Annotated in this window: 21 protein-coding genes and 1 pseudogene; 15 read left to right on the plus strand and 7 right to left on the minus strand. The window is 46.2% G+C overall.

Annotated elements, in window-relative coordinates; genetic code table 11:
• Positions 1-254 precede the first annotated feature (254 nt).
• The 3 genes from QF049_RS27465 to QF049_RS27475 all read left to right on the plus strand — a co-directional run bounded on the left by QF049_RS27465 (position 255) and on the right by QF049_RS27475 (position 3,802).
• Positions 255-1,970, plus strand: coding sequence for a DUF6138 family protein (locus QF049_RS27465; RefSeq protein ID WP_307542013.1), 1,716 nt, complete (start codon positions 255-257; stop codon positions 1,968-1,970).
• A gap of 90 nt (positions 1,971-2,060) precedes the next feature.
• Positions 2,061-3,110 carry a hypothetical protein gene (locus QF049_RS27470; protein ID WP_307542015.1) on the plus strand — a complete coding sequence of 350 codons (1,050 nt, stop codon included), beginning with the start codon at positions 2,061-2,063 and terminating at the stop codon, positions 3,108-3,110.
• Between the two features lie 32 nt (positions 3,111-3,142).
• Positions 3,143-3,802: a hypothetical protein gene (locus QF049_RS27475; RefSeq protein WP_373428372.1), complete on the plus strand. Its 660-nt coding sequence runs from the start codon at positions 3,143-3,145 to the stop codon at positions 3,800-3,802.
• Between the two features lie 122 nt (positions 3,803-3,924).
• Here QF049_RS27475 and QF049_RS27480 read toward each other — a convergent pair whose 3' ends face one another.
• Both QF049_RS27480 and QF049_RS27485 read right to left on the minus strand, forming a co-directional pair.
• Complete coding sequence (locus tag QF049_RS27480) at positions 3,925-5,034, minus strand: stalk domain-containing protein (RefSeq protein ID WP_307542019.1); 1,110 nt, start codon at positions 5,032-5,034, stop codon at positions 3,925-3,927.
• A gap of 194 nt (positions 5,035-5,228) precedes the next feature.
• Entirely contained in the window at positions 5,229-5,435 is a 207-nt protein-coding gene (locus tag QF049_RS27485; protein WP_124118176.1) for a hypothetical protein, read from the minus strand.
• Positions 5,436-5,770: 335 nt separating this feature from the next.
• On the opposite strand from QF049_RS27485, the gene QF049_RS27490 reads away from it, so the two are divergent.
• Positions 5,771-7,387: a copper amine oxidase N-terminal domain-containing protein gene (locus tag QF049_RS27490; protein ID WP_483874762.1), complete on the plus strand. Its 1,617-nt coding sequence runs from the start codon at positions 5,771-5,773 to the stop codon at positions 7,385-7,387.
• A 61-nt stretch (positions 7,388-7,448) separates the two neighbouring features.
• Here QF049_RS27490 and QF049_RS27495 read toward each other — a convergent pair whose 3' ends face one another.
• On the minus strand, positions 7,449-8,066 hold the full coding sequence (locus tag QF049_RS27495; protein ID WP_307542024.1) for a nitroreductase family protein: 618 nt from the start codon (positions 8,064-8,066) through the stop codon (positions 7,449-7,451).
• Positions 8,067-8,209: 143 nt separating this feature from the next.
• Between QF049_RS27495 and QF049_RS27500 the strand changes: the two genes are divergently transcribed.
• From QF049_RS27500 to QF049_RS27550, 11 genes and pseudogenes are all read left to right on the plus strand, one after another.
• A complete protein-coding gene (locus QF049_RS27500) occupies positions 8,210-8,560 on the plus strand; it encodes a winged helix-turn-helix transcriptional regulator (RefSeq protein ID WP_307542026.1) in 351 nt (116 codons plus the stop codon).
• Between the two features lie 126 nt (positions 8,561-8,686).
• Positions 8,687-9,139 carry a disulfide oxidoreductase gene (locus QF049_RS27505; protein ID WP_307542028.1) on the plus strand — a complete coding sequence of 151 codons (453 nt, stop codon included), beginning with the start codon at positions 8,687-8,689 and terminating at the stop codon, positions 9,137-9,139.
• Between the two features lie 16 nt (positions 9,140-9,155).
• Positions 9,156-9,599 (plus strand): FixH family protein, encoded by a 444-nt coding sequence (locus QF049_RS27510; RefSeq protein ID WP_307542030.1) that lies wholly within the window; start codon positions 9,156-9,158, stop codon positions 9,597-9,599.
• A 91-nt stretch (positions 9,600-9,690) separates the two neighbouring features.
• The gene (locus QF049_RS27515; protein WP_091019198.1) at positions 9,691-10,671 is read left to right on the plus strand and encodes a LacI family DNA-binding transcriptional regulator; all 981 of its coding nucleotides are present in this window, start codon (positions 9,691-9,693) and stop codon (positions 10,669-10,671) included.
• Between the two features lie 161 nt (positions 10,672-10,832).
• Positions 10,833-12,161, plus strand: coding sequence for an ABC transporter substrate-binding protein (locus QF049_RS27520; protein ID WP_307542033.1), 1,329 nt, complete (start codon positions 10,833-10,835; stop codon positions 12,159-12,161).
• 147 nt (positions 12,162-12,308) lie between these two features.
• A complete protein-coding gene (locus tag QF049_RS27525; protein WP_091019202.1) occupies positions 12,309-13,193 on the plus strand; it encodes a carbohydrate ABC transporter permease in 885 nt (294 codons plus the stop codon).
• A pseudogene (locus QF049_RS27530) lies at positions 13,190-14,021 on the plus strand (carbohydrate ABC transporter permease). The gene QF049_RS27525 and the pseudogene QF049_RS27530 overlap by 4 nt, the downstream one beginning before the upstream one ends.
• Before the next feature lie 43 nt (positions 14,022-14,064).
• Positions 14,065-15,627, plus strand: coding sequence for a glycoside hydrolase family 32 protein (locus tag QF049_RS27535; protein WP_307542036.1), 1,563 nt, complete (start codon positions 14,065-14,067; stop codon positions 15,625-15,627).
• 80 nt (positions 15,628-15,707) lie between these two features.
• Positions 15,708-17,204 carry an alpha/beta hydrolase family protein gene (locus QF049_RS27540; protein ID WP_307542038.1) on the plus strand — a complete coding sequence of 499 codons (1,497 nt, stop codon included), beginning with the start codon at positions 15,708-15,710 and terminating at the stop codon, positions 17,202-17,204.
• Positions 17,205-17,231: 27 nt separating this feature from the next.
• Positions 17,232-17,633 (plus strand): MerR family transcriptional regulator, encoded by a 402-nt coding sequence (locus QF049_RS27545; protein WP_127546637.1) that lies wholly within the window; start codon positions 17,232-17,234, stop codon positions 17,631-17,633.
• Positions 17,634-17,799: 166 nt separating this feature from the next.
• Positions 17,800-18,855 carry a serine hydrolase domain-containing protein gene (locus tag QF049_RS27550; protein WP_307542041.1) on the plus strand — a complete coding sequence of 352 codons (1,056 nt, stop codon included), beginning with the start codon at positions 17,800-17,802 and terminating at the stop codon, positions 18,853-18,855.
• A gap of 88 nt (positions 18,856-18,943) precedes the next feature.
• Here QF049_RS27550 and QF049_RS27555 read toward each other — a convergent pair whose 3' ends face one another.
• The 4 genes from QF049_RS27555 to QF049_RS27570 all read right to left on the minus strand — a co-directional run bounded on the left by QF049_RS27555 (position 18,944) and on the right by QF049_RS27570 (position 22,282).
• Positions 18,944-19,621 (minus strand): succinylglutamate desuccinylase/aspartoacylase family protein, encoded by a 678-nt coding sequence (locus QF049_RS27555; RefSeq protein WP_307542043.1) that lies wholly within the window; start codon positions 19,619-19,621, stop codon positions 18,944-18,946.
• 96 nt (positions 19,622-19,717) lie between these two features.
• Positions 19,718-20,686 carry an ABC transporter ATP-binding protein gene (locus tag QF049_RS27560; RefSeq protein WP_100529915.1) on the minus strand — a complete coding sequence of 323 codons (969 nt, stop codon included), beginning with the start codon at positions 20,684-20,686 and terminating at the stop codon, positions 19,718-19,720.
• A 22-nt stretch (positions 20,687-20,708) separates the two neighbouring features.
• Positions 20,709-21,509 carry an ABC transporter permease gene (locus QF049_RS27565; RefSeq protein WP_307542045.1) on the minus strand — a complete coding sequence of 267 codons (801 nt, stop codon included), beginning with the start codon at positions 21,507-21,509 and terminating at the stop codon, positions 20,709-20,711.
• Positions 21,506-22,282: an ABC transporter permease gene (locus tag QF049_RS27570; RefSeq protein WP_307542046.1), complete on the minus strand. Its 777-nt coding sequence runs from the start codon at positions 22,280-22,282 to the stop codon at positions 21,506-21,508. Before QF049_RS27570 ends, QF049_RS27565 begins: the two co-directional genes overlap by 4 nt.
• Positions 22,283-22,511 lie beyond the last annotated feature (229 nt).

Here is a 22,511-nt window from a genome sequence, read left to right on the forward strand (position 1 = left end):
GATAGCGAGGGCATGCCGAAAGCATACATAGATATGAAAAAAAAGGAATCCGTAGATCTCTCTTACTAGCGAACAACCGTGCGTAAGCCTTATTGTTCCGATTGTACTTGAGAGAGTAAAATAATAGGTAATATACGAACATCAATACGTATTTATAACATAGATGTCCCGGATTGACCGGGATTCATAGAGGTTCAAGTCGGTTCAAGTGTGGTTGATGAACACATAAGATGCATGGGAAGGCAGGAGATTAGATGAGCACACTTTATGACCAGGCGATGGAAGAGATGATGACGACGATTCATGAATGGTTTGATGAACAGGAAAAACGGGATGACTTGGAAAGTGTTGTGAAGCGAACTACACTGCAAATGGGTATTTTTAATGATATTGTACTGGATTACAAACCTGGACGGACCACGGTAGACAGCCTGGATCTGGGTTTGGATGATGATGTGAAATCAAAGCAGGCAGGAGCCTTTACCGAGGAACAGGTACGGAACGAGATTGGGCCTAAGCTTGCAGAGGTAGTGCAGGGAAGATTGGACAAGCTGGCAAATTCCCCTTTGATTGACTACTGCTTTACCTTCCGCGGGAAATTCCCAACAACCGAAGGCAAGTTGCAACTGACTTTATTTGAATGGATAAACGAAGAGAAAAGACAGCTGCTCCTTGAGCGTATTCATACCTATGTAGACAAGAAGCTGGAGAACAGTACATATCCAACGAAGCCATTGGAATCCTTTTTTTTGACGAGTCATCTGCTCGATCCAAAGCTGTTCCTGGAGTTGGATGTAGCATGGACCATCAGGCAGTATGACCGGATTCAAGAGTTGAATCAGGGTCGTCCGGATGCACTTGCGGAACATCGTGGTGAGATTACTCGTGCAGTGACGTCATGGGCGGAGAATCAGTTTTTGCCACAGTATTATGATGTACAGTCTTCGCCTTATCGTACCAATGAATATTCACTTAAGCCCGGAGTAACGCTTCAATCGAATATTGAAACACAGACAGGTCAACATTTGGACGAGCATGGGGAGCAGCAAACATCCGGGACTCAACCAATCGATCTGCTGTTATACGCGGCGGTCATGATTCTACGTTTTGAGCCGAGTTATAGCAAACCCAAAGGTGTGATTTTTCTGGAACTCGCGAAGCAGCTTGGTAGCAAACGTGCGGTACGTATGATGACAGAAGGTAGCGGAACGTATGCGAAGGACGATATACATGTGAAAACGGAAGAAGTAGAATGCAAAGCAAATGATGTATTTGCTCTGATGACCATTCACATTCGTAAGGAAGTGCCGGGTGCCTATCAACAGGCACTTACCTTTATCACTCATTTATTGAAACAGGGCTTTCCGAAAAGTTATAAGATCAAGCTCAAGTCCAGCGTAAAACAGTATTTGCCGATCAAGGGACTCGCGAAGTCGGATACGCACCGATTCTTTGCCAATGCACTGGAGTACCCGGAGTTGCATCCACTTCTGGAAGAGTATGCGCGTGAGGCTATCCAGGAGTTCGAGTTTTATGAGGATACCGAGGGAGAGAAAAGCTGTATGCCAGGCAGTTATGCAACCTTTGGGCTGGGGCTCGTGGATGAGCGGTATTTCCCGCTGGTTGAATATTACATGGGTGAAGTGGATGATGAGCATCAGTTAATTCAGGATAAGTTCATTGCGGCATTTGTGGAAAAACAGGGTGTAACGGCTCAATCCATACCTGCGTTAGTCACCGGCTTGCGTCGTTCGACCGATAGTCTGAAGCTCAAGATTCAGCCCGAGCTGGAGAATGAGGAAATACTCGAACTGTTGGTTAGACAGATTCAAGAACTTGAGTATTATGAAGCGGAACGTGTACTCTATCCGATCTTTGGCAAGGTGGAGAAGCTCTCAACGCTCGCTCGCAAAGCGGAGGGAAGACGGAAGGAATTATTGCTGGAACTGTTGCAGGCCGCAGGGAAATAAAAATGTAAACAAGACAAGTGAGATTGTGCTGTGCCAGCCAGTAAAGCATTTTAGAGAAGTGAAAGTGTATAAGGGAAGGTGGGGGGAGTTATGGAAACATTGAGACGAGACATGTGGCAGGCGTTGAATACTCAGGACAAAGAGGCATGGATGCATAAGCTTGTTCGTCAGTTACCAGTTGGTATGGTATATGAGGGTCTCGAGACATTTGAACGATTCGGTCAGCGGATGGAGACAGGTGTATTTACGGAGGAGGGGCTGAGATTTGTGTTTGTGCCTGGGGATCAGGTAACACTCGGCTGGGAACGTTGGCAGCATGGTATGAACGAAGAGACGTCAGCCGACCTGCATGAAACGGTCAGTGAGTATGGTGTGGAGGACGTGGATTCGTTTCTGGCGAGTCAAATGTCACCTGTGAGAGAAGTTACTATTGCGCCGATGCTTGTTGAATGCGAACTGATCTCGCTTGGCTGGATTGAAGTGTCCGAGGAGGAAGCATTTGCACAGGAAAATCCTGATTTCCCGTCAGCACTGGAGCAGTTTAAGCAATCGGAAATACGTGAATATGAATTGCATCAACAATTTCGTCTGATTCGCCACAGTGAAAATGAAGTCCGAATCCTGTGGTTCAACGAAGGAATAGAGTTGGAAGACGTTGTGAGGGAGGAAGCTGCGGCGGGTTTTGGTTTGCTGACCGAAGACGAATGGGAGTACATCTATGGCGGCGGTTGTCGCACATTATTTCCCTGGGGAGATAGCTTCGACTATACGATGAAATTGAAGCACTTTGGAATTCCGGAAGACGTAGATGAGATTGTGGATGCTTCGCTAGAACCGGACTCTTCACGGGTTAAAGAAACTGATCGTGCGTATGATCTTGAACTGCCGAATTTTTTCGGGGTGCAATTTGCCGGTGATCCCTACAAGGTTGAGCTTACACGTGATTCGGCTGGGGATGTGATGCCCAAAGGCGGAGACGGCGGTAGCCTGATATGTGGTGGTACAGGACCGCTTGTTGGTTTCTTGCCTGCTGCTGCGGTCTATTATCGAGACGTTAATGCCAGTGAACTCGATTGGGAGGATTTGATGGATGCGATGGTCTATCGCAGGGTTGTTCGTTTGGCTGAACTGGCATTGTAGTCATGACGAAACGTATCTATCAAGGAAGATCTATAATGGCGAACAATAAACGTTCAAAACCGTATGATGATTCACCTTATGTTATCTATGCGGTAGATGGTATTCGGCTGAGTGCAGGCATACTTGTCCTGTTTTTTCTTAACGTATTTCTGCTTATTCCCGTGTTCAGTGTCCCGTTCCAATCGCTGTATGCGTATATTCTCGTGCCACCGCTAGCCTTTATGAATATATGGGCGATTGCCCTGATTGCTGCCCCACGCAGACTCCAACTAAATTATGTATTGTTCCGAGGCGTATTTGGCATCGTTTGTTCTGTGGGATTTATGGTGATTATACAGAAGTTTGCCTACGGGACACTTGGTCTGTCGACACCTTGGTACGCCATTGGATCATTTGCCGTATATGGTTTTGCCTTGTTCCAGTACGTGAAGTTTCGTTTGCGTAAGCTGCAGCACCCCCCTCAGCGTAAAAAAGGGGATAAGAGCACGGATGTACCTGTTGCCACATTAACGATGATTACGGGCGGAGCATATCTTCTGGCCAATATTTCACTGGCCTTTGTTACACAGCAGACTGTGGCTGTTGTGCTAATGTGTATATACATTATGCTGGCTTTTGTCGTGTTTCACTTTATCATGGACTTGCATCGGTATTACTGGCTTCGCCAAGTCATGAACAAGGCAGAGAGTTAATTGCAGGATAGGGACAGACGAACAGGAAGAGGTCTTTGCAGCAGAGCTTGAGCATACGTAACACACACCAAATCAGCCCCAGCTCATAGAGCGGGACCGAAATGATGTGTGTTTATTTTTGTTTATTTCACTTTTTGTACGGATACCGCCATTTGCTCCAGTTGAGTGTGAGTCAATTGGTTATTCGGTGAGCTGATGGTTACATAACGATCATCCAGCTTGAACGTGAGCATATCCGTTTGGTCTGGTGTATACCATTTGGCTGATACGCCATTAGGCAGTTTTACCGTTTTGCCATCATAGCTGAACGAGTAGTCTTTAGGGGATACCGTTACATTCATACGATTGAAAACAAAGTTTACACCATCACCGCCTGCACCTACGCTTTTGAACGTATCTCCAGCAACCATATGTTGTGGGGCATAAGCAGTGGTGAATCCGTCAAACTTCGCAAATGCCTTACGCATGTTATCCAATTGTTGTTTGCTATAGTTCACATCAGCGAATGCAGTGGTCCCTTGATCGTTGCTGCCAGTTGCCTTTTGAACAGAGACAGCGACTTGTTGCAACTGAGTTTGGCTCAGCTTATGATCCGGGGAGCTAAGGGTAACGTAGCGATCATCCAGTTGGAAGGTGAGCATGCCCGTTTGATCGGGTGTGTACCACTTGGCGATAACGCCATTGGACAGTTTAACGTCTTTGCTCATATAACCGTCCGAATAATCTCTTGGAGATACATCCACTTTCATATGGTTGAAAACAAAGCTGACGCCGTCGCCACCTGCACCTATACTTTTAAACGTGTCACCTGCGATCATCTGCTGAGGGGCATAAGCTGTCTCGAACCCATCGAATTGTGCAAAAGCTTTTTGAATTGCCGCTTTTTGTGCAGCGCTATACGTTACATTCGTCAGGGCTGATGGATTGGTTGTTGCTTGGCCAATAATGACCTGTCCTTTTTTGCTGTCATAGGATACAGGTACATGCAGGGCATCGGCAAGCGCACGTACAGGCAGATAAGTAGAGTTGTTATAGGTAATTGGAGCCAGTTTTTTGCCATTGCCATCGGTTGGTGAGTAAGCCGCGCCTTCAACATTGAAGCTGATTCCATGGTTAAGGTATGCCGAGATCTTCTCCAGCTGCGTTCCGGCAAATACGCCAGTCGCTCCTGTTAATGCCATGCCCAGTACCATCATCGTTGCTACGGATTTCTTCATGTTTTTTTTCATCATATATCTCTCCTTCAAGTTGGGGTTTGGTTTTGTTTAATGGGCTCGCTGTCCCTTATGGCTTTATATTAAACCCCGAACATATCCAGAATAATTCTGAATTATCTCCAACTTGTAAACATGTGTGTATATACAGGAGAATGTTGAATGAAAACGGAAGCTGCTAGGCGTGTTCGAACGTGCCGAATTGAATAACTTTAATTGAAGAGATAGAGGACTAGTCCGCCAAAACCAAGTACAATCGCACCAACATATACATAGGAAAGTTTACTGAGGTTTTGCTTTGTGCGGCGGTCATATTCGGGGTTGCTGGTCTGATTGGCTTTGGAATTTCCGATAATCATGGTAGCAATACCTCCAAACAAGGCGATACCTACAATTAAAACATAAGGCAACCAGGTCATGAATGGACCTCCTTCGCGAATAATATGATATGTCCTTATTGTACTTCAGGATAACCTTTGATGTAAGCTTTAGTTGAGAAAATAAGGTAAATGAAGTATCTGTCTTACAGTATGTATGTAGTCTTGGATCGGAAAGATCAATATAATTTTATATTTTTTTAATTCAAAAAAACCTTGATACATCAGGCATTTGCAGCTTTCTTCACTGAAGGCTGTAATTTTTTTTGCCCACAGAGTGATCCAGATTAGAGAACCCTGCGTTACACCCTATGAAGACGACGACAAGGAAAGAAATTATACACAAAACATAATCGAGGAGTGAACACGTAATGAAAATGAAAATGAAGAAGTTTATCGCACCTGTACTTAGCTTGACACTGTTGATGCCGGGAATCGCTGGAGCAACTTCCGCCCCACAGACACCAATGACAATGATGAAAGCATCCGTAAATACACCTGCGGCTGACTTGAGAGCAAACCTGGACCACCTGCTGTCCGAGCACTTTGCACTCGCAGTAACTGCAATGGCAAAAGCATATGACGGAGCAAAAGATGCAGATGCAGCCTACAAAGCACTCGACCAGAATGCACTGGATATGCAACCAGCGATTGCTTCCCTATATGGTGAGGCAGGTGCCAAAGAATTCGAACGCATCTTCCGCGCTCATAACAAATACACAGATGATCTGGTGAAAGCAACCAAAATGGGCAACCAGGCTGGGATCAAACAAGCACAGGCCAACATCAACGGTTTTGTGGATGAGTTCTCCACGTTCCTGAGCACAGCTACCGAAGGCAAATTGCCAAAAGCAGCAGCCAAACAGGCGCTGAAAGTACATGAAGATCTCGTGCAAAAAGTATTTGATGAGTATGTAGCTGGAGATTACGCTGATGCATACAAGGCTTATCGTGAAGGTTTCAAAGAAATGTTCGACGTAAGTAAGGCGCTTTCCACAGCAATAACTACACAAATGCCTGAGAAATTTGAAAATACCAAAGCGGATACAAAAGCAGCTGATCTGAGATCTGCACTCAACCACTTGGCTTCTGAGCACTTTGCGCTTTCGGCTCTGCAAATGCAAGAGGAATATGATGGTCGTACATCCGCTTCCAACGCACTGATTACAGCTGAAGCTGGAAACACAGCTGACTTCAAAGCAGCGATTGCTTCCGTTTACGGTAACGATGGTGCCAATGCTTTCGAGAAAATTTGGGTAACCAATCACGTTAATGCGCAAAGCGACTATGTAAAAGCCGTGAAAAACAACGATGCTGCGGCTCGTGCAGCAGTTGAGAAACGAATTGACGGATTTACAACAGAATTCGCTACATTCCTGGATTCCGCAACAGCTGGCAATCTGCCAAAAGCAGCAGGACAACAAGCACTGACAACACATGAAAATCAAGTGCAAAACGTATTGAATCAATATGCAGCAGGTAATTATGGTGCTTCTTACACAACGAATCGTGAAGGCTTCAAAGTGATGTTTGGTGTAGGTCAAGCCTTGGGTAACGCAATTGTGACTCAATTTAACGACAAATTCCAAGAGCCAGCAACACCTGCACCAGAAATGACAACAGTATGGATGCAACTGAACAGCAAAATGCTGAAAATTAACAATAAAACAACCAACATGGACACCACACCAGTACTTTGGAAAAACACAACCTACATTCCATTGCGTTTCTTGAGTGAAGGTATTGGCGCAAAAGTGAAATGGGACAAAAAAGCACAACAAGTAACGGTAATGGCTGGCGATGATACCCTTGAATTCTGGGTGAACAACAACGTTATGGAAGTGAACGGCGTGAAGAAAAACGTGGGTGCAACGGTATTTGTAAACAAAGATGGACGTACGCAAGTACCTCTGCGTTTCATTGCTGAACTTCTGAACTGGGACGTGAAATGGGCACAAAAAGATGGTTCCATTACGTTGACCAAATCCATGTAATAAGAAGAGTTTAATACGAATGAATTAAAAAGAAGCTGCCCCATACGGCAGCTTCTTTTTGTTATCCTAAGGAAGTTATTGTATTGCGATACATAATTTTATGCACAGGATGACGTACCGTTTGATGTCCATTTTTAATACCTTTGCCAACTGCGATCAGCATGACATCCAAGTATCTATCGGAAATATTCAGGCTGGCTTTTAATTGAGCGGAATCATAACCTGACATCGTGATGGTTTCGAAACCAGCCTCATTAGCGAGTAGAATGAATGACATCGATGCTAGGCTTACATCTCGGGTTAACTCCACCTTGAGCTCTTCATCCGATTTATTTGCATAGTATTGTATTGCCGCATTCGCCAGATAATCTCGGAGTGATGCATCAAAATAGCCCGACTGAAAGCCTTCTTCGTGAATGTTGATGATGTTATCTTGCTCAAATGCCTGATAATCCCCCAACATGACTATCAATGCTGAAGCATCCATCACCTGTTGTTGATTAAAAGCTATAGGCAGCAATGTGCTCCGCAAGTCGGGATCATCAATAATTAGGTACCGGGTGGCTTGAATATTATTCCCATTCGGTGACTTGCTTGCAGATTCAATAAGCGATGTCAGAATCACTGGGCTTATCGTATAATTTGAATCAAAATGACGAACGGAACGTCGTTTTTCCAAAATGGTTTGTACACTCACAAAATCATCTCCATCGTTGTTATTTAGAGCTCCCTTGAATTATAGTAGGCAATAACAAATACGAAAATAACGCACAAAAAGGTGGTATAGCCACTTTAAAGTATCTATTGAGGAGGGACGGCACATTGGTTAAATATAATACCGGAATAAATATTTTCATGGATATCGCTGGGGGGAAGTGGAAGTGTCTTATCCTTTTTTTTCTGAGCCAACAATCGGTGCGAACCAAGGAATTCTATGAACTGATACCTGGAATCACACAAAAGGTCTTAACAGACCAATTGAAACAGTTGGAGAGTGATGGCCTCGTTCATAGGGAAATATTCAAGGAAGTCCCGCCAAAAGTAGAATATAGTTTAACTGATCTCGGAAGATCCTTCGTTCCGGTCTTGAACACGATGTGCGACTGGGGCAATACGTACGCAAGGACCAAAGGTATGGAGCAGGATGGACATATTCAATGTGACCATGAATGAACCCAAAAGTTCAAATATTTGGTATAATCATCGAGTAATGACCTACATAACAGCTGGAATAGCCGATGGAGTCTAGAATGATGTATGATCATTTGGTATAAGCAAAATGAAGAGGGGGACAGAGGAATGAGTACATCATCAAAATCGGAGCGTCCAGCGAGAAATGTGGATACCCGGTTATTTGTGGCTTGGGCCGTTTCCGTTATTGCAACAGGGGGGAGTCTCTATTTCAGTGAGATCAAGGGATATCTTCCGTGTGATCTATGCTGGTACCAGCGTATATTCATGTATCCACTAACCATCTTGCTGGGCATTGCCTACTTTAAGGATGACGTGGGCATCACGAAATACGTACTCCCACTTAGTTTTGTGGGTGGTGGCATTTCGTTATATCATGTAACAATCCAGCGTATTTTTTCGGCTACAGGTAATGCCGTAGCTTGTGGCAAGGTTCCGTGTTATACCGACTATTTGAACTGGTTTGGTTTCATCACCATTCCACTACTCGCACTGATTGCCTTTATTATCATCATCGTAATGCTGTGGGGTATCGGCAAAACACCAAAATCTTCTTTATAAGAAAGGACAGATGGTGATGAGTGGACAAGCTCGTTGGTTCATGCCCTTCATTGTTCTGGTCCTCCTGACAGTGGGATGCTCTTATGAGGAACAGTCACAATCGGGTGAGATGCCAGAGATGATCAAAGTGAAACTTGTCGTTCCAGAGAAGGCTTCTCTTCATAAACCAATACAGTTGCAGGTGAAGCTTACACAGGGAGATACACCGTTAAGCCATGCCGACCACGTGCAATTTCAGGTCTGGAATGAGCTTGATGATCCACCTTCTGTATCTCCGGAAAAAGGTATGATGACAGCGGACGAACTGGAGAATCAGGGGGCTATTACTGCCAATGAGACAGAGGAAGGGCTATATGAAATCCAGCATACCTTTGAAGAACCAGGCACGTATGTGGTACAGGTCCATGTTACGCACGGAGCTATGCATAGCATGCCGAGAGCGAGAATTGTAGCGGAATGAAAGAGCGGGCAGATACCGCGGATTGGTTCAGGGTTAGCAATAGGTTTATAATAATATCTGTATGAAGAATGTTGTAGGAAAAGAGGCTGTTATGGCAACAATTCATGATGTTGCACTCAGGGCAGGAGTTTCTGTAACTACCGTCTCGCGTGTATTAAACAACCGGGGATATATCAGTCAGAAGACTCGGGACAAAGTGTATCAAACCATGGACGAACTGAACTATCGACCCAACGAAATTGCCCGTTCTCTTCTGCGTAAACAATCCAATGTTATAGGCTTGATTATTCCCGATGTATCCCATCCGTTTTTTGGAGAACTGGCTAACTATGTTGAGTACCATGCATACCAGAATGGATTTAAAATTATGTTATGCAATTCCCACATGGACCCTTCCAAAGAGCGTGAATATGTGGAAATGCTCAAGGGTAATCGCGTGGATGGCATTATTATGGGAAGTCATACACTTGAAGTCGATGAGTATATGAATTTGCATTCCCCAATCGTGACCTTTGATCGTAAGATCGGTGAAGACATCCCTTTTATCTCATCTGATAACTATCAGGGAGGGGTTATGGCTGCTGAATTGCTGCTCTCGAAGAACAGACGGAATCTGGCACATATCTGCGGTAATTTGGAATTGCAAATGCTGTCCAATCGCCGGACGACAGGTTTCGTTGATACATTGCAGGCTCATGGAGTCAAGCCGGTCATGATTCATGAAACCGATCTGAATGTGTTTGATCAGCATCAGTATACGGAATTGGTGGATAAGCTGCTTGCACAACACCCGGAGGTGGATGGGCTCTTTGTAACGAGTGATCTGATGGCGGTGCATGCGCTGAAGCAGATCATGTTAGGTGGGCGCAAGGTACCTGACGATATCGCTATTGTAGGTTATGATGACAGTCGTGCGGCAGCGTATACGGTGCCTGGCATAACAACGATCAGGCAGCCGGTGGAGGCCATGGCTAAGCTGGCGATTGATCTGATTCGGCGCCAGCTCGCGGAAGAGAAGATCGGAATGGAGCATATTTTGCCAGTTACCTTAGTGGAGAGAGAGACGACCTGATACAGGTCGTTTTTTCCTGTTTGTCCTTTTGCCACGAAAAAAACAAGGCACAATATTTTTTTTTAAATGGTATGTCAAACGATTGACATGTCAAACCTTTGACATTATAATTCGATTTGTAAGCGTTTCCTTTTAAACTACTGATCGGGGGCCATAACAAGATGAAAAGAGAACAGAGATGGATGATGAAATTATCGGTATTGTCTTTGATTATGATGCTTGTATTGTCGGCATGTGGAACTAAAGCAGCGACGGAGTCCAACTCCTCCTCAGAGGGGAGCAGCAGTGAGAGTGTCAAAATCACGATGCTCAATTCCAAGTCGGAAATTAACAATCAGCTGGAGCAAGCGGCTAAAGACTTCCATGCCGAAAATCCAAATATCACACTTGAAATTGTACCTGTAGGCAGTGGACAGTCTCCGTTTGAAAAAGCGTCTGCTTTGTATGCTTCCGGCAGCCCTACAACGATGATGATGCTGGATACAGGGGATGTCGAGAAATTCAAGGATCGTGTTCTGGATCTCACATCCGAGTCTTGGATGAAGGACGCTGTGGAGAATAGCACAGCGGCTACAACGTTTGATGGCAAAAATTATGCCTTCCCGTTCTCTATTGAAGGATATGGATTCATCTATAACCAGAATGTTTTGGATCAGGCGGTAGGTGGGACATTCGATCCAAAGTCTGTACAGACCACTGCACAGCTTGATGAGCTGTTCCAAAAGATCGCTGCTACTGGAAAATCACCTTTGATTGTATCTCCGATGGATTGGTCACTTGGTGCGCATTATCTGGGGCTTGCATATGGTGGGCAGTCGCCGGACCGTGCGAAGGTGGATCAATTCATTACTGATCTGAAGGCAGGTCAAGTGGACCTTGCTTCCAACGCCGTGTTTAATGGCTTGTTAGATACATTTGATCTGATGAAAACCTACAATATTGACAAGGCTTCTCCCCTGTCCGGAACTTATGAGCGTGGACCTGAGGTGCTTGGCAAGGGTGAGGTTGGCATCTGGTTCCAGGGCAACTGGGCATGGCCGCAAATTTCAAGCTTTGATACAGCAGATGGAAAATACGGCTTCCTGCCGGTACCTGTAAGCAATAATGCGGATGATTTCGGTAATACGCAAATCTCTGCTGCCGTATCCAAACGAATATTGCTGGATAAGGAAAAGAGCACACCAGCGCAGCAGGAAGCTGCGAAGAAATTTTTGGAGTGGATTGTTTATAACGAAAAAGGTCAGGATTTCCTGGTGAATCAAGCCAGTATTATTCCGGCATTCAGCAACATCACACTGGAGCCAACCAATCCGCTTGGCAAGTCCATTAGTGAATACATCAAGGCAGGAAAAATCGAGGAATCAATGAGTACACTTCCTGCGGATCACTGGTCCAAACTGGGTGCATCCATGCAGAAATACTTGGCTGACGTCATTGACCGTGCCGGACTTGCCAGCGAAATTCAGGCATACTGGAGCAACGTGAAATAAAGGAATTAATTTTAGCCCTGAGCAGCACATAGAGAGAGACTTGCGGTACGCCGGAGATGATGAATGTACAGCTTCCACACGAGGTCTGTTCGACTTGTTTCCGGCATAACCGTTAGGCTAATTATTTGGATAGAGTGGAGGTTGACAATGCTGACCGAAAAAGGATTATGGACACGTCTGCGAACCCGCCTGATCTTTACTGGCCCGACATTATTTGCGTTTGCTACAGTGATGATTATTCCATTTCTGTATGGTATTTATTTGACGTTTACGAACTGGGATGGCATTGCCATCGATCAAAACTTTGTTGGCTGGGATAATTATATTGGTGTGTTCAAGGACACCGTGTTCTGGAAATCATTCGGGATGACGCTGGAGTACGTATTTATTACCGTTGTGCTCACCAATGCGGTTGCTTTCCTGCTCGCTTACGCTGTAACCCGGGGAATGAAGGCGCAGGGCTGGTTTCGGGCCGGATTTTTCCTGCCGAATCTGGTGGGTGGAATCGTGCTTGGTTTCATCTGGCAGTTTATTTTTAATCAGGTACTCGTCTTTGCAGGACAAAAAATGAACCTCACTCTGTTTTCCACCTCCTGGCTGGCTGACCCGGACAAAGCGTTCTGGGCACTCATTGTGGTGACCGTTTGGCAGTATGCCGGCTATATGATGGTTATCTACATTGCAGGACTGATGAATGTGCCGAAGGATGTTATGGAAGCAGCCAGCATAGATGGGGCAAGTAATCGCAAAATGCTAGCGCGCATTGTATTGCCACTGATGGTTCCTTCGTTTATTGTCTGCATCTTTTTGTCACTGCAACGGGGTTTCATGGTGTATGATCTGAACGTCTCCCTGACCAGTGGCGGGCCCTTCAAGAGCACCGAGATGGTATCCATGCATGTCTATGAGCAGGCCTTTCTTGCTCGTGACTACGGATTGGGGCAGGCAGAAGCCTTTGTGCTGTTTATCCTTGTAGCCGCCATTACACTGCTCCAGGTTTATTTCAGCAAAAAACTGGAGGTCGAGGCATGATGGCTGGACAATCGCGCATTCTCAACTGGATAAAGTTTAGTGCATTAATCGTTGTAATGATTTTGTTTGTATTTCCGTTTGTGCTTCTCATCGTCAATTCGTTCAAGGCTAACCAGGCAATTACTTCCGATCCGCTAGGGTTACCAAGCTCCTTTCAATTCGATAATTATGTCAATGCGTTTGACAAAATGGGATATGTATCCGCCTTCAGCAATTCGTTGCTCATAACCATTGCAGGTGTATTACTGATTGCTCTTTTTGCGGCGATGACAGCCCATTACTTTGTTCGTCACAATAGCAAGGTGAATCAGTATCTCTTTTTCCTGATGGTAGCTGCGATGATTATTCCGTTTCAGGCTATTATGATTCCGCTGGTTAAAATATTACGGCTCGCTCAGCCTGCTGGATAACAAGTGGTCGCTGATCTACATGTATATTGGCTTTGGCAGTCCGCTCGCCGTATTTATCTATCATGGCTTTATCAAAAGTATTCCTCTGGAGCTTGAAGAAGCGGCTCTAATGGATGGCTGCGGCAGAGTGCAAACCTTTTTTCGCATTGTACTGCCGGTGTTACTGCCAACAACCGTGACAATTAGCGTGCTGAATGTATTGTGGATATGGAATGATTTTCTGCTGCCTTCCCTGGTGTTGACTTCATCCGAGCAGCGTACGCTGCCGTTGTCCACGTTTTATTTTTATGGGACATACACCGTGGATTACGGTCCATTGATGGCTGGTCTGGTGCTGACACTACTGCCTGTACTGATCGTTTATCTGTTTGCGCAGAAGTACATTATTCAGGGGGTCATGCAAGGGGCTATCAAATAAGTTCAGTTGGGTGATATAGAGAGAGACAGGAGTTGAAGGGCATATGAATCAGGAACGATACGAGAAACAGGAAATAGACACAAGGCAAGAGACAGACCTTGGACTGACGAGTTCTTCGGCTCAAACGAAGGAGAGTTATACACTCGCCCGGGCCAACACATATATCAAGGAGCATCGACATCAGGTTGATCCAACCTATCGAATGGCCTATCATTTGATGCCCGAGGTGGGCTGGATGAATGATCCCAACGGCTTCATATACTTCGGTGGGATGTACCATATGTTCTATCAGCATTATCCCTACGAGCCGGTATGGGGGCCGATGCACTGGGGACATGCGGTGAGCCGTGATTTGGTTACGTGGTCTTATCTGCCTGTTGCACTGGCACCCGATCAGAGCTACGACAGTGGAGGCTGTTTCTCCGGAAGTGCAATCGTGCAGGATGGCAAGTTGGTGCTGATGTACACGGGGCATGTCGTGACTGGACCCGACAAGGATAACGATTACTTGCAGACACAGAATATCGCTGTCTCGGACAATGGAATTGATTTTGTCAAAAGCGCGATGAATCCGGTCATTCGACTGGATCAAATCCCAGCGCATACCAGTCCCAAGGACTTCCGTGATCCAAAAGTGTTTGAACGAAACGGTGTGTACTATTGTGTCCTTGGATCGAATGATGCTGCGGGCAAAGGTGTCATTCTGTTATACCGTTCAACGGACTTGCAGGATTGGAGTTATGTTAACATTATGGCCCAGAGTGACGGGACGCTTGGCGACAATTGGGAATGTCCCGATCTGTTCACACTGGATGGCCGAGATGTGCTGATCATGTCTCCGCAGCGTATGCCTGCTCAGGGAGATGACTATCGCAACTTGCATTCGACGGTTTATATGATGGGAACGCTGGATGAAGACCAAGGTGTACTGAAGTACGAGCAGTACGTTCCGCTGGATTGCGGCTTCGACTTTTACGCACCTCAGACGATGGAGGATGCACAGGGGCGACGAATCATGGTGGCCTGGATGGATACGTGGGAAACGGAAATTCCGACACAACAGTCCCATGCCTGGGCTGGAGCGATGACTTTGCCGAGACAGCTAATTCGTAGGGGAGACCGATTGATATTCCAGCCGCTTCCCGAACTTATAGAGTACAGGTCGGAAGGCACCGAGCAGTATGGTATACATTTAAATGGTGATGAACATGATTTTGATCTTGGAGTCAGCGGGGACCGTTACGAATTGTATGCTGTATTCGAAGCGGAACAGGCACGACACTTGGGGTTAAAGCTGCGCACGGGTGAAGATGAAGAAACCGTGATTTCCTATGATGTAGAGCAGCGTCGTTTATGCTTAAATCGCGAGCGGGCGGGACAAGGGCCGGGCGGAGAACGAGCTGTGACAGTGGAACTGCTTGACGGGAAACTTGAACTTCATATTTTTATGGATGTCAGCTCCGTTGAGGTGTTCATTCAGCAGGGAGAGCAGGTAATGACAGGGCGGATATATCCTGGGCCGAACTCAACAGGTATTAAGGCTTTTTCGTCCGGAACGTGTACGTTGACCGAACTTAGCAAATGGGATATACGAATTCCTCGATAAATTGTTTCTGAAATTCAGCCTTGACCTTGAAGTATACTTCAAGGTTTATTCTTGTTTCATCAACCATGTTTGGAGGATGAATGATGAAACTAATGGAATGGATACTGGTACTTGTAACGATTGGCGCAGCGTTGTGTATACCTATGTACTCAAAGCGTCGGAAACTTGCGGCAGGGATGTCGGCTGCCTTGATATTAGCATTGCTGCTTCACGGTATATTAGATTCGTTTCGCATGCTGCTGCTGCCAACGTATCTTGTTGCAGGCATAATCTTCATCGTATTAATCATTAAGTTAGTGAAAGAGTATCGTAACAGAGTCACTGGGCATTTTGCAGAGAAGCAGAAACCGAAATGGCGTTCTTGGCTTCAACTCACGCTGGTTGCGATGCTGGCGCTGGTCTCTGGCGCTGGCTCAGGACTACTCACTTGGTATTTTCCGGCATTTACGATTCCTGATCCTACGGGGCAGTTTGCGATCGGTACATTTTCGCAACAATTGGTGGATGAAACCCGTGAAGAGACGTTTACACCCGAAAGCGGGGACAAACGGGAACTGATGATTAACGTATGGTATCCAGTGAACCCGGAGGATGCCAAGGGGATAACTCCTGAGTCTTACCCGTCTGAACTTGGAGAAGCCATCAGTCTGGTATTTGGTATCGCGCCCAAGGTGTTCAGCTACCTTGATACCATTCCGACACATGTGGTTAAAGGCGCAGCCATATCAGAAGCAAGCCCTTCTTATCCGGTGGTGCTGTTCTCTCCCGGTGTCCGTTCTGCCCGTTTCCAGAGCATGACTGCTGTCGAGGAGCTGGTCAGCCATGGCTATATTGTTGTAGGTATGGATCATCCGTATACCTCAGCTCGCGTTACCTTCCCCGATGGGCGTAAAGTGTCTTATGAAGCCGGGCCTGAATTTGCAACGTCAGAAGAACTGTATCAATATAATGTGGAGGGGGTAGGCATTCGTGCAACAGATGCACGTTTTGTACTCGACACGCTTGAACAGTGGAACCGGAATGATCCCAATCAGGTGCTGGAGGGCAGGCTTGACCTGAATCATACAGGCATTATGGGGCACTCTTATGGCGGGGCTACAACAGCCGAAGCACTCGCACAGGATGAACGTTTACGTGCAGGACTCAGTTTGGAAGGCGGCTTCTGGGGCAGCGTTTCCAAGACGTCATTAAAACAACCTTTTATGTACATCATGTCTGGTGAAACGGCTAAAAGCTTCGATCCGAATGCTACATCCAAAGATAACGTGTTCTACTCTGAGTTTGAGCCTGATTTGGATCGGGTGATGTCAAATAGTCTTAATGATACCTATTATCTGACGGTGGAGAATTTCTTCCATCAAAGCTTTACGGATATTTCATTAATTTCACCGAAACTATTTGCCAGAGGTATGACGCCAGAACATAATGTGGATATAACTAGATCCTATGCGCTCGCATTCTTTGACCGTTATCTCAAAGGAGAGGAGCAGCCGTTATTGAAAGGCCCTGCATCTCAGTTTTCTGAGGTTACTTATGATGCCACGTATACCAAGATACGCAACAAACAAACACAATAAATTCGCAGAAGGGGTGGAGGAGTAGGCATGGAAACCATGACAAGAGGAATGTTGGCCAAGCGTACCGGTGTGAGTATGGCAACTCTCCGTTACTACGAGGATAGTGGGATTCTGCCTGCTCCCCGTCGTTCCTCCAACGGATATCGGGTGTATACCGAGGATTATCTTGTCAAAATTAAGTTCATTAAGGATGCCCAGTTGCTGGGTTACTCCTTAAAGGAGATACAAGAGACCCTGCAACTGCTCAGCCAGGAAGACATGGAAAAGGATACGTTAAAAACCCTTGTACGCGAACGCATCGCTGACATTCAGACACATATTGACCATCTGGAACAGATGCAGATTCATCTGGCACGACTGTTGCATACACCGGAGGACGATATCGACAATTATATTCAATCGTTCAGGGTGCAAAAGAAAGAGCCGTAATCGCGGCTCTTTTCCTGTTTAGGAGAAAACACTCGTGGACTATCGAGCAGGGAATCGGAGATTTAGAACGAATACATAGTGTAGTTTGCCAATACATAATGGTGGTTAACGTGATTTCAATAATTTCAATAATGAAACTCACACCACAAAAGGAGTAACATTTTCCATGAGGGATTTACAAGGTTTTGTATCCGATTACATCAAAGGAAAGAAACATCTGCATCTTGAGATTGGCGTTATTACGAAGGAAGATATCGAATATCATTCATTGGGCAATCCCAAAAAGAAGAGCGTGGCTGCTCCTGAACATAGGTTGTTCGAAATCGGCTCTGTAACCAAACTTTTTACATCGATCCTTCTACTAGAATTGGAGCGTCAACAGCAGCTTTCCACGGATGACACTGTTGGCAAGTACATACACAACGGCAAAAACGATTATTTGAATAAGGTTACCTTAAAAAGTCTTGCGACGCATACCTCTGGATTACCCGGAGTTGCCACAAACCTGTCCTCGAAGAAAAATCGATACAATCCGTATTCAAATTATACGGAGGATGATTTACTTACTTTTTTATCGGATGCTGACTTTACGGATCAGATGGGTTCATTTGAGTACTCCAATACCGGCGTGGGCTTACTGGGTTATATCCTATGTAAAGTCTCAGGCAATACATATGACGATCTGCTGAAAAAATATATCACAGGTACATTAAACATGACGGAGACAGCAGTTATGCTGAATGCAGAACAGAATGGCAGATTTGTGGATGGACATACGTCAACGGGGAAAAACATGCCTCATTGGGATACTGGGGTACATGAAGGGGCAGGGGCGATCAAGTCATCTCTTCACGATATGTGTTTATTTGTACAGGCCAATCTGAATGAAGATCATCCGCCAGCCTCTGCAATGCAACGAAGTCACATGCCTGTAATGATTGGAGATTCGACCCATCATTACGCCTGGTTTAGTGATAACATCTCGGATCAGAATATACTCTGGCATAATGGTAGCACATTTGGTTTCTCCAGTTATTTGGCTATAAATAAGGAACAGGGTATAGGCATCGTATTATTGTCCAATTATTGTTTTGGGTCAGCCTCCATTGTGGATGAGTATCTGGATGCGATATTCAAGTTTATAACTAAAAAAGACCTTTATCCACTCATGCCGCTGGACCCTATGGGTAATAAAATACTGGAAGCCATGATGCAGAGATAAAAAAACACCTCGAACAGAGAGCACCTGAGGATGTACTTCGGGCGTTCTCTGTTCGAGGTTTCTTTTAGTTCTATCTTAATGGTCTTGATCATGACATACCCGCTTCACGCAGAAAATGGTGCACAATCTCCGTCTGATACTTGATACGGGTTGAGCGTTTCAGACTCCAACAGGTCTCCACCGTGACGGAACGGGCTTGTAATAGTCTTGAAGCCGCTGTACGGGCAGATCCCGGCAATTCATGCTGCTTGAGGTTAAAATGACGATCACGAATGGCAATTGACCGATTCATCCGTTCGATAACTCTTCTGCAAGCTGGAATCGTCCGACTGCCGGGATTGGTGATCAACGTCTGTCCAAGCACTCGTGAACTCAGTTGAGACAGGCCGTTGGCTTCATGCAGATCGAGCCACCAGTCGGCCCGATGTTCACGCGCCAGCTGAAAAACTGCCGCAGCGAGCGGATGCTTGGCCTTGCCTGACATACGGCGTGGAAACGTACGATTCAAATCGGGCTTGCCTCTGATTTTCTTTGCGTAGGCTTGCTGGTTCACGCGTGGCACGATAATTAACAGCCCTCGCTGAATGACGTGACGACCTGTCGCAATATCATCTGCGAGTTTTTGCGCAGCGGCCATACTCGCCGTTTCATTCCCGTGAACCCCGGATGTAATGAACATCACGGGTCCCGGCATCATGCCATGTACGATGAAGTAGGGAGTAGCGTGTACGCTGGATGTTAGAAGGACATGTTTGGTCACAAGCATGACGCTTCACCTCCGTTATTACAGTACGCCATGTCCCTCTTTCATGTAACGGCGTAAGAACAGGTCTTCATCCTATTTCCTCACAAAATGGGCCGACTAATACACCCGATGAATGATATCTTCGAAATCGGGTTCTTTCATCTCTACATCTTCAATCTCACCCCAGTGCTCCAACTGTTTCAGAATGTCCATTGTGCTCCATTCCTTCCGGTTCACTTCGACGGTGACAATCTGCCCTTCCACTCCTGTAATATGTATCGCGGACGACACAACATCCGGGATGTGAAACGCTCCTCGGAACGTTACCCGAATCAGCGTAGGTAGTCCGATGGTTTCGCGAAGTGACGAGATCGTGCCGTCATATGTCAGTTGACCATGGTTAATCACCATGACCCGGCTGCATAACTGCTCAATGTCGTCCATGTCATGTGTGGTCAGTAAAATCGTTTTGCCAAACGTTTCATTTAGTGTACGTAGAAATTGACGAATATTCCGCTTTGCGTTCACATCCAGTCCGATCGTTGGTTCATCGAGAAAAAGCAGCTCGGGATCATGCAGCATGGAAGCTGCGAGATCCGCACGCATGCGTTGTCCAAGCGAGAGCTTCCGGACAGGCGTGGCCCAGAACGATTCAAGGTCCAGAAGCTCGGCGAACTGGGACAGCCGTTTCTTTTTATCCTCGGCACGGACGCCGTACATCTCGGCCAGAATATCATATGAATCTTTCACGGGCAGATCCCACCAGAGCTGACTGCGCTGTCCAAACACAACGCCCAGTCGACCAACGGTCCTGCGCCTGTCCTGATGCGGGTTCATACCGTCAAGCCTTACCTCACCCGAGGTTGGGTGCAGGATACCTGTCAGCATTTTGATCGTGGTAGACTTGCCAGCCCCGTTCGGACCGATGTAACCCACAAACTCACCTGGGCCGATATCAAAACTGATATCGCGTACCGCTTCCTTGGACACATATTCACGTGAAAATAACGTACGTAGACCTGAGAAACGTCCTTCGCGAATAACAGGAGTTTTGAATTCCTTTTGCAGATGCCGTGCTGTGATCATGTTCATGATTCGTTACGCCTCCTTAGCTACCTGTACTTTGATATTTGGTCATGCCGAATTGCCAGAAACGCAGACTTGCAGCCAAGCTCAGTACGGCAACCGCAGCAACAGCAACAAGAATCCACGCTCCTCCTTCACCCCGTAGCAGGTAAAGTGACGGAATGTAGTTGACGAATCCTACCGGAATCACCGTTAATAGAATGCCAGACATCCATTTGGGATATAACGTTAGCGGATATTGGGCAGCCGTTCGTGCTGCATCCTCAGTGATCGTCTGTAATTCCTCGATACGTGTGGTCCAGAATCCAAGTGTGGCGGTAGCAAGTCCGATGGAAAAGAGAATGACTGCGCCCGTCAGGATAATGAGCAGGGAGAAGGGAATGGCGATCCAGCCAATCTGTCCGCTATGCATCATACCTGCCAATGACCAGCAGAGAATGAACCCGCCTTGCAGGACTTCCCCAGCCATGATGCGGAAGTTTTGCGGCAGCAGTGCCAGCAATACAGGCATGGGACGTGTTAACAGTTGATCAAGCTCACCATTAACCAGATATTTTTCCAGATGATGAACTTCGTTTCCGAATGTCCGATACAGTGTTTTGGATAACGTCATGATGGCGAAGAGATAACCGATCTCATGGAGGGACCAGCCTTTAATTGCTCCGAATTTGTGCAGCACCAGAGCAACCATCAGAAACTCGGAGATCTGAATTAAAGCGGCCAGTACGGACGCCATGATGAAATTGAACCTGTATTGCATCCGGCTGCGGATGCTTGTTCGAATCAGCATTTTATATAAATTGAACCAGGAAGTTCGCTTCATCCGCCTTGTACCTCCACTTTACGACGTAACACTTGGGTAATCGCAAGACAGATCAACGTCATGAAGACACACCAAAGCAAGGTTCCCCATAACAAGGAGCCATCTTCGAAACCAAGATAGATTCGGGTAGGTACATAGAGCAGGAAAGGGTAGGGTGATATCCAGGCAAGTTGTTCAAGCCAGTCCGGTAGCCATTCCAGCGGAATGAAAAAACCAGCCAGCAGATTCATCATCGCGTGATTGCCCCAGTGAAGCCAAGAGGACTCCGTGGTCCACATCGACGTGGCACCAATAATGTAGTTCATGCAGATGGACAAGTATGCGGCGCCGGTAAGACCAAGTGCGGCATAGAATAGTGTTGAAACGTCTGAGGGCCAATGTAGGGAAAAGACAATGGAGAAGAGCAGGTAGATCGGAATACTTTTGTACACGAACTGGTAGGCAATCTGCCCCCATTCGCGTGCCATCAGGTGGGTGAACAGATGAACAGGCCTCATCAGATCCAGTGCGATCTGCCCTGTCCTGACGGATAAGGGAATACCCAATCCATTCGTGAGAAAACCCGAGATCCAGAGTGAGGATTGCGTGAACGCAATGTAACTGATCATCCCCTGTGTCCCGTATTCTCCGAGATTATGGTCGGCCCCGATGCCGATCCAGAGGCAGGCATACATGTAACCAAACATGGCGCTTGCCAAGTTATGTACCATGTGTGCCCCGCGGTATTGCAGATTCCGGGAGTAGGCTTTGGAAGCCAGAGTGAAATAAAGCATGTGACACCTCCGATAAGTGGATTGAACGGCGTTTCCGTTCACTTCAGTCAAGGCGAAAAAGAGAGAAGGACAACAGCATACCAATTTATTCCTTCACAGGCAAGACATTTTTTTAGCTAATAATGGTATTAACAGGGCTGTTCATGATTGCGCCACAAGACAACGGTCTGTCCGTTCATTTATAATTGAGAGGTAGTATCGCAAACGTTTACAATGTGAAATATTCAAA

Source organism: Paenibacillus sp. W4I10, from assembly GCF_030816325.1.
GTDB lineage: Bacteria > Bacillota > Bacilli > Paenibacillales > Paenibacillaceae > Paenibacillus > Paenibacillus amylolyticus_B.

What these genes read in the sequence shown, in the direction of transcription:
- QF049_RS27465 (WP_307542013.1), top strand. Translation starts at nt 255, where the DNA reads ATGAGCACACTTTATGACCAGGCGATGGAAGAGATGATGACGACGATT.
- QF049_RS27470 (WP_307542015.1), top strand. Translation starts at nt 2,061, where the DNA reads ATGGAAACATTGAGACGAGACATGTGGCAGGCGTTGAATACTCAGGAC.
- QF049_RS27480 (WP_307542019.1), bottom strand. Translation starts at nt 5,034, where the DNA reads ATGATGAAAAAAAACATGAAGAAATCCGTAGCAACGATGATGGTACTG.
- QF049_RS27485 (WP_124118176.1), bottom strand. Translation starts at nt 5,435, where the DNA reads ATGACCTGGTTGCCTTATGTTTTAATTGTAGGTATCGCCTTGTTTGGA.
- QF049_RS27490 (WP_483874762.1), top strand. Translation starts at nt 5,771, where the DNA reads ATGAAAATGAAGAAGTTTATCGCACCTGTACTTAGCTTGACACTGTTG.
- QF049_RS27505 (WP_307542028.1), top strand. Translation starts at nt 8,687, where the DNA reads ATGAGTACATCATCAAAATCGGAGCGTCCAGCGAGAAATGTGGATACC.
- QF049_RS27510 (WP_307542030.1), top strand. Translation starts at nt 9,156, where the DNA reads ATGAGTGGACAAGCTCGTTGGTTCATGCCCTTCATTGTTCTGGTCCTC.
- QF049_RS27515 (WP_091019198.1), top strand. Translation starts at nt 9,691, where the DNA reads ATGGCAACAATTCATGATGTTGCACTCAGGGCAGGAGTTTCTGTAACT.
- QF049_RS27520 (WP_307542033.1), top strand. Translation starts at nt 10,833, where the DNA reads ATGAAAAGAGAACAGAGATGGATGATGAAATTATCGGTATTGTCTTTG.
- QF049_RS27525 (WP_091019202.1), top strand. Translation starts at nt 12,309, where the DNA reads ATGCTGACCGAAAAAGGATTATGGACACGTCTGCGAACCCGCCTGATC.
- QF049_RS27535 (WP_307542036.1), top strand. Translation starts at nt 14,065, where the DNA reads ATGAATCAGGAACGATACGAGAAACAGGAAATAGACACAAGGCAAGAG.
- QF049_RS27540 (WP_307542038.1), top strand. Translation starts at nt 15,708, where the DNA reads ATGATGAAACTAATGGAATGGATACTGGTACTTGTAACGATTGGCGCA.
- QF049_RS27545 (WP_127546637.1), top strand. Translation starts at nt 17,232, where the DNA reads ATGGAAACCATGACAAGAGGAATGTTGGCCAAGCGTACCGGTGTGAGT.
- QF049_RS27550 (WP_307542041.1), top strand. Translation starts at nt 17,800, where the DNA reads ATGAGGGATTTACAAGGTTTTGTATCCGATTACATCAAAGGAAAGAAA.
- QF049_RS27555 (WP_307542043.1), bottom strand. Translation starts at nt 19,621, where the DNA reads ATGCTTGTGACCAAACATGTCCTTCTAACATCCAGCGTACACGCTACT.
- QF049_RS27560 (WP_100529915.1), bottom strand. Translation starts at nt 20,686, where the DNA reads ATGATCACAGCACGGCATCTGCAAAAGGAATTCAAAACTCCTGTTATT.
- QF049_RS27565 (WP_307542045.1), bottom strand. Translation starts at nt 21,509, where the DNA reads ATGAAGCGAACTTCCTGGTTCAATTTATATAAAATGCTGATTCGAACA.
- QF049_RS27570 (WP_307542046.1), bottom strand. Translation starts at nt 22,282, where the DNA reads ATGCTTTATTTCACTCTGGCTTCCAAAGCCTACTCCCGGAATCTGCAA.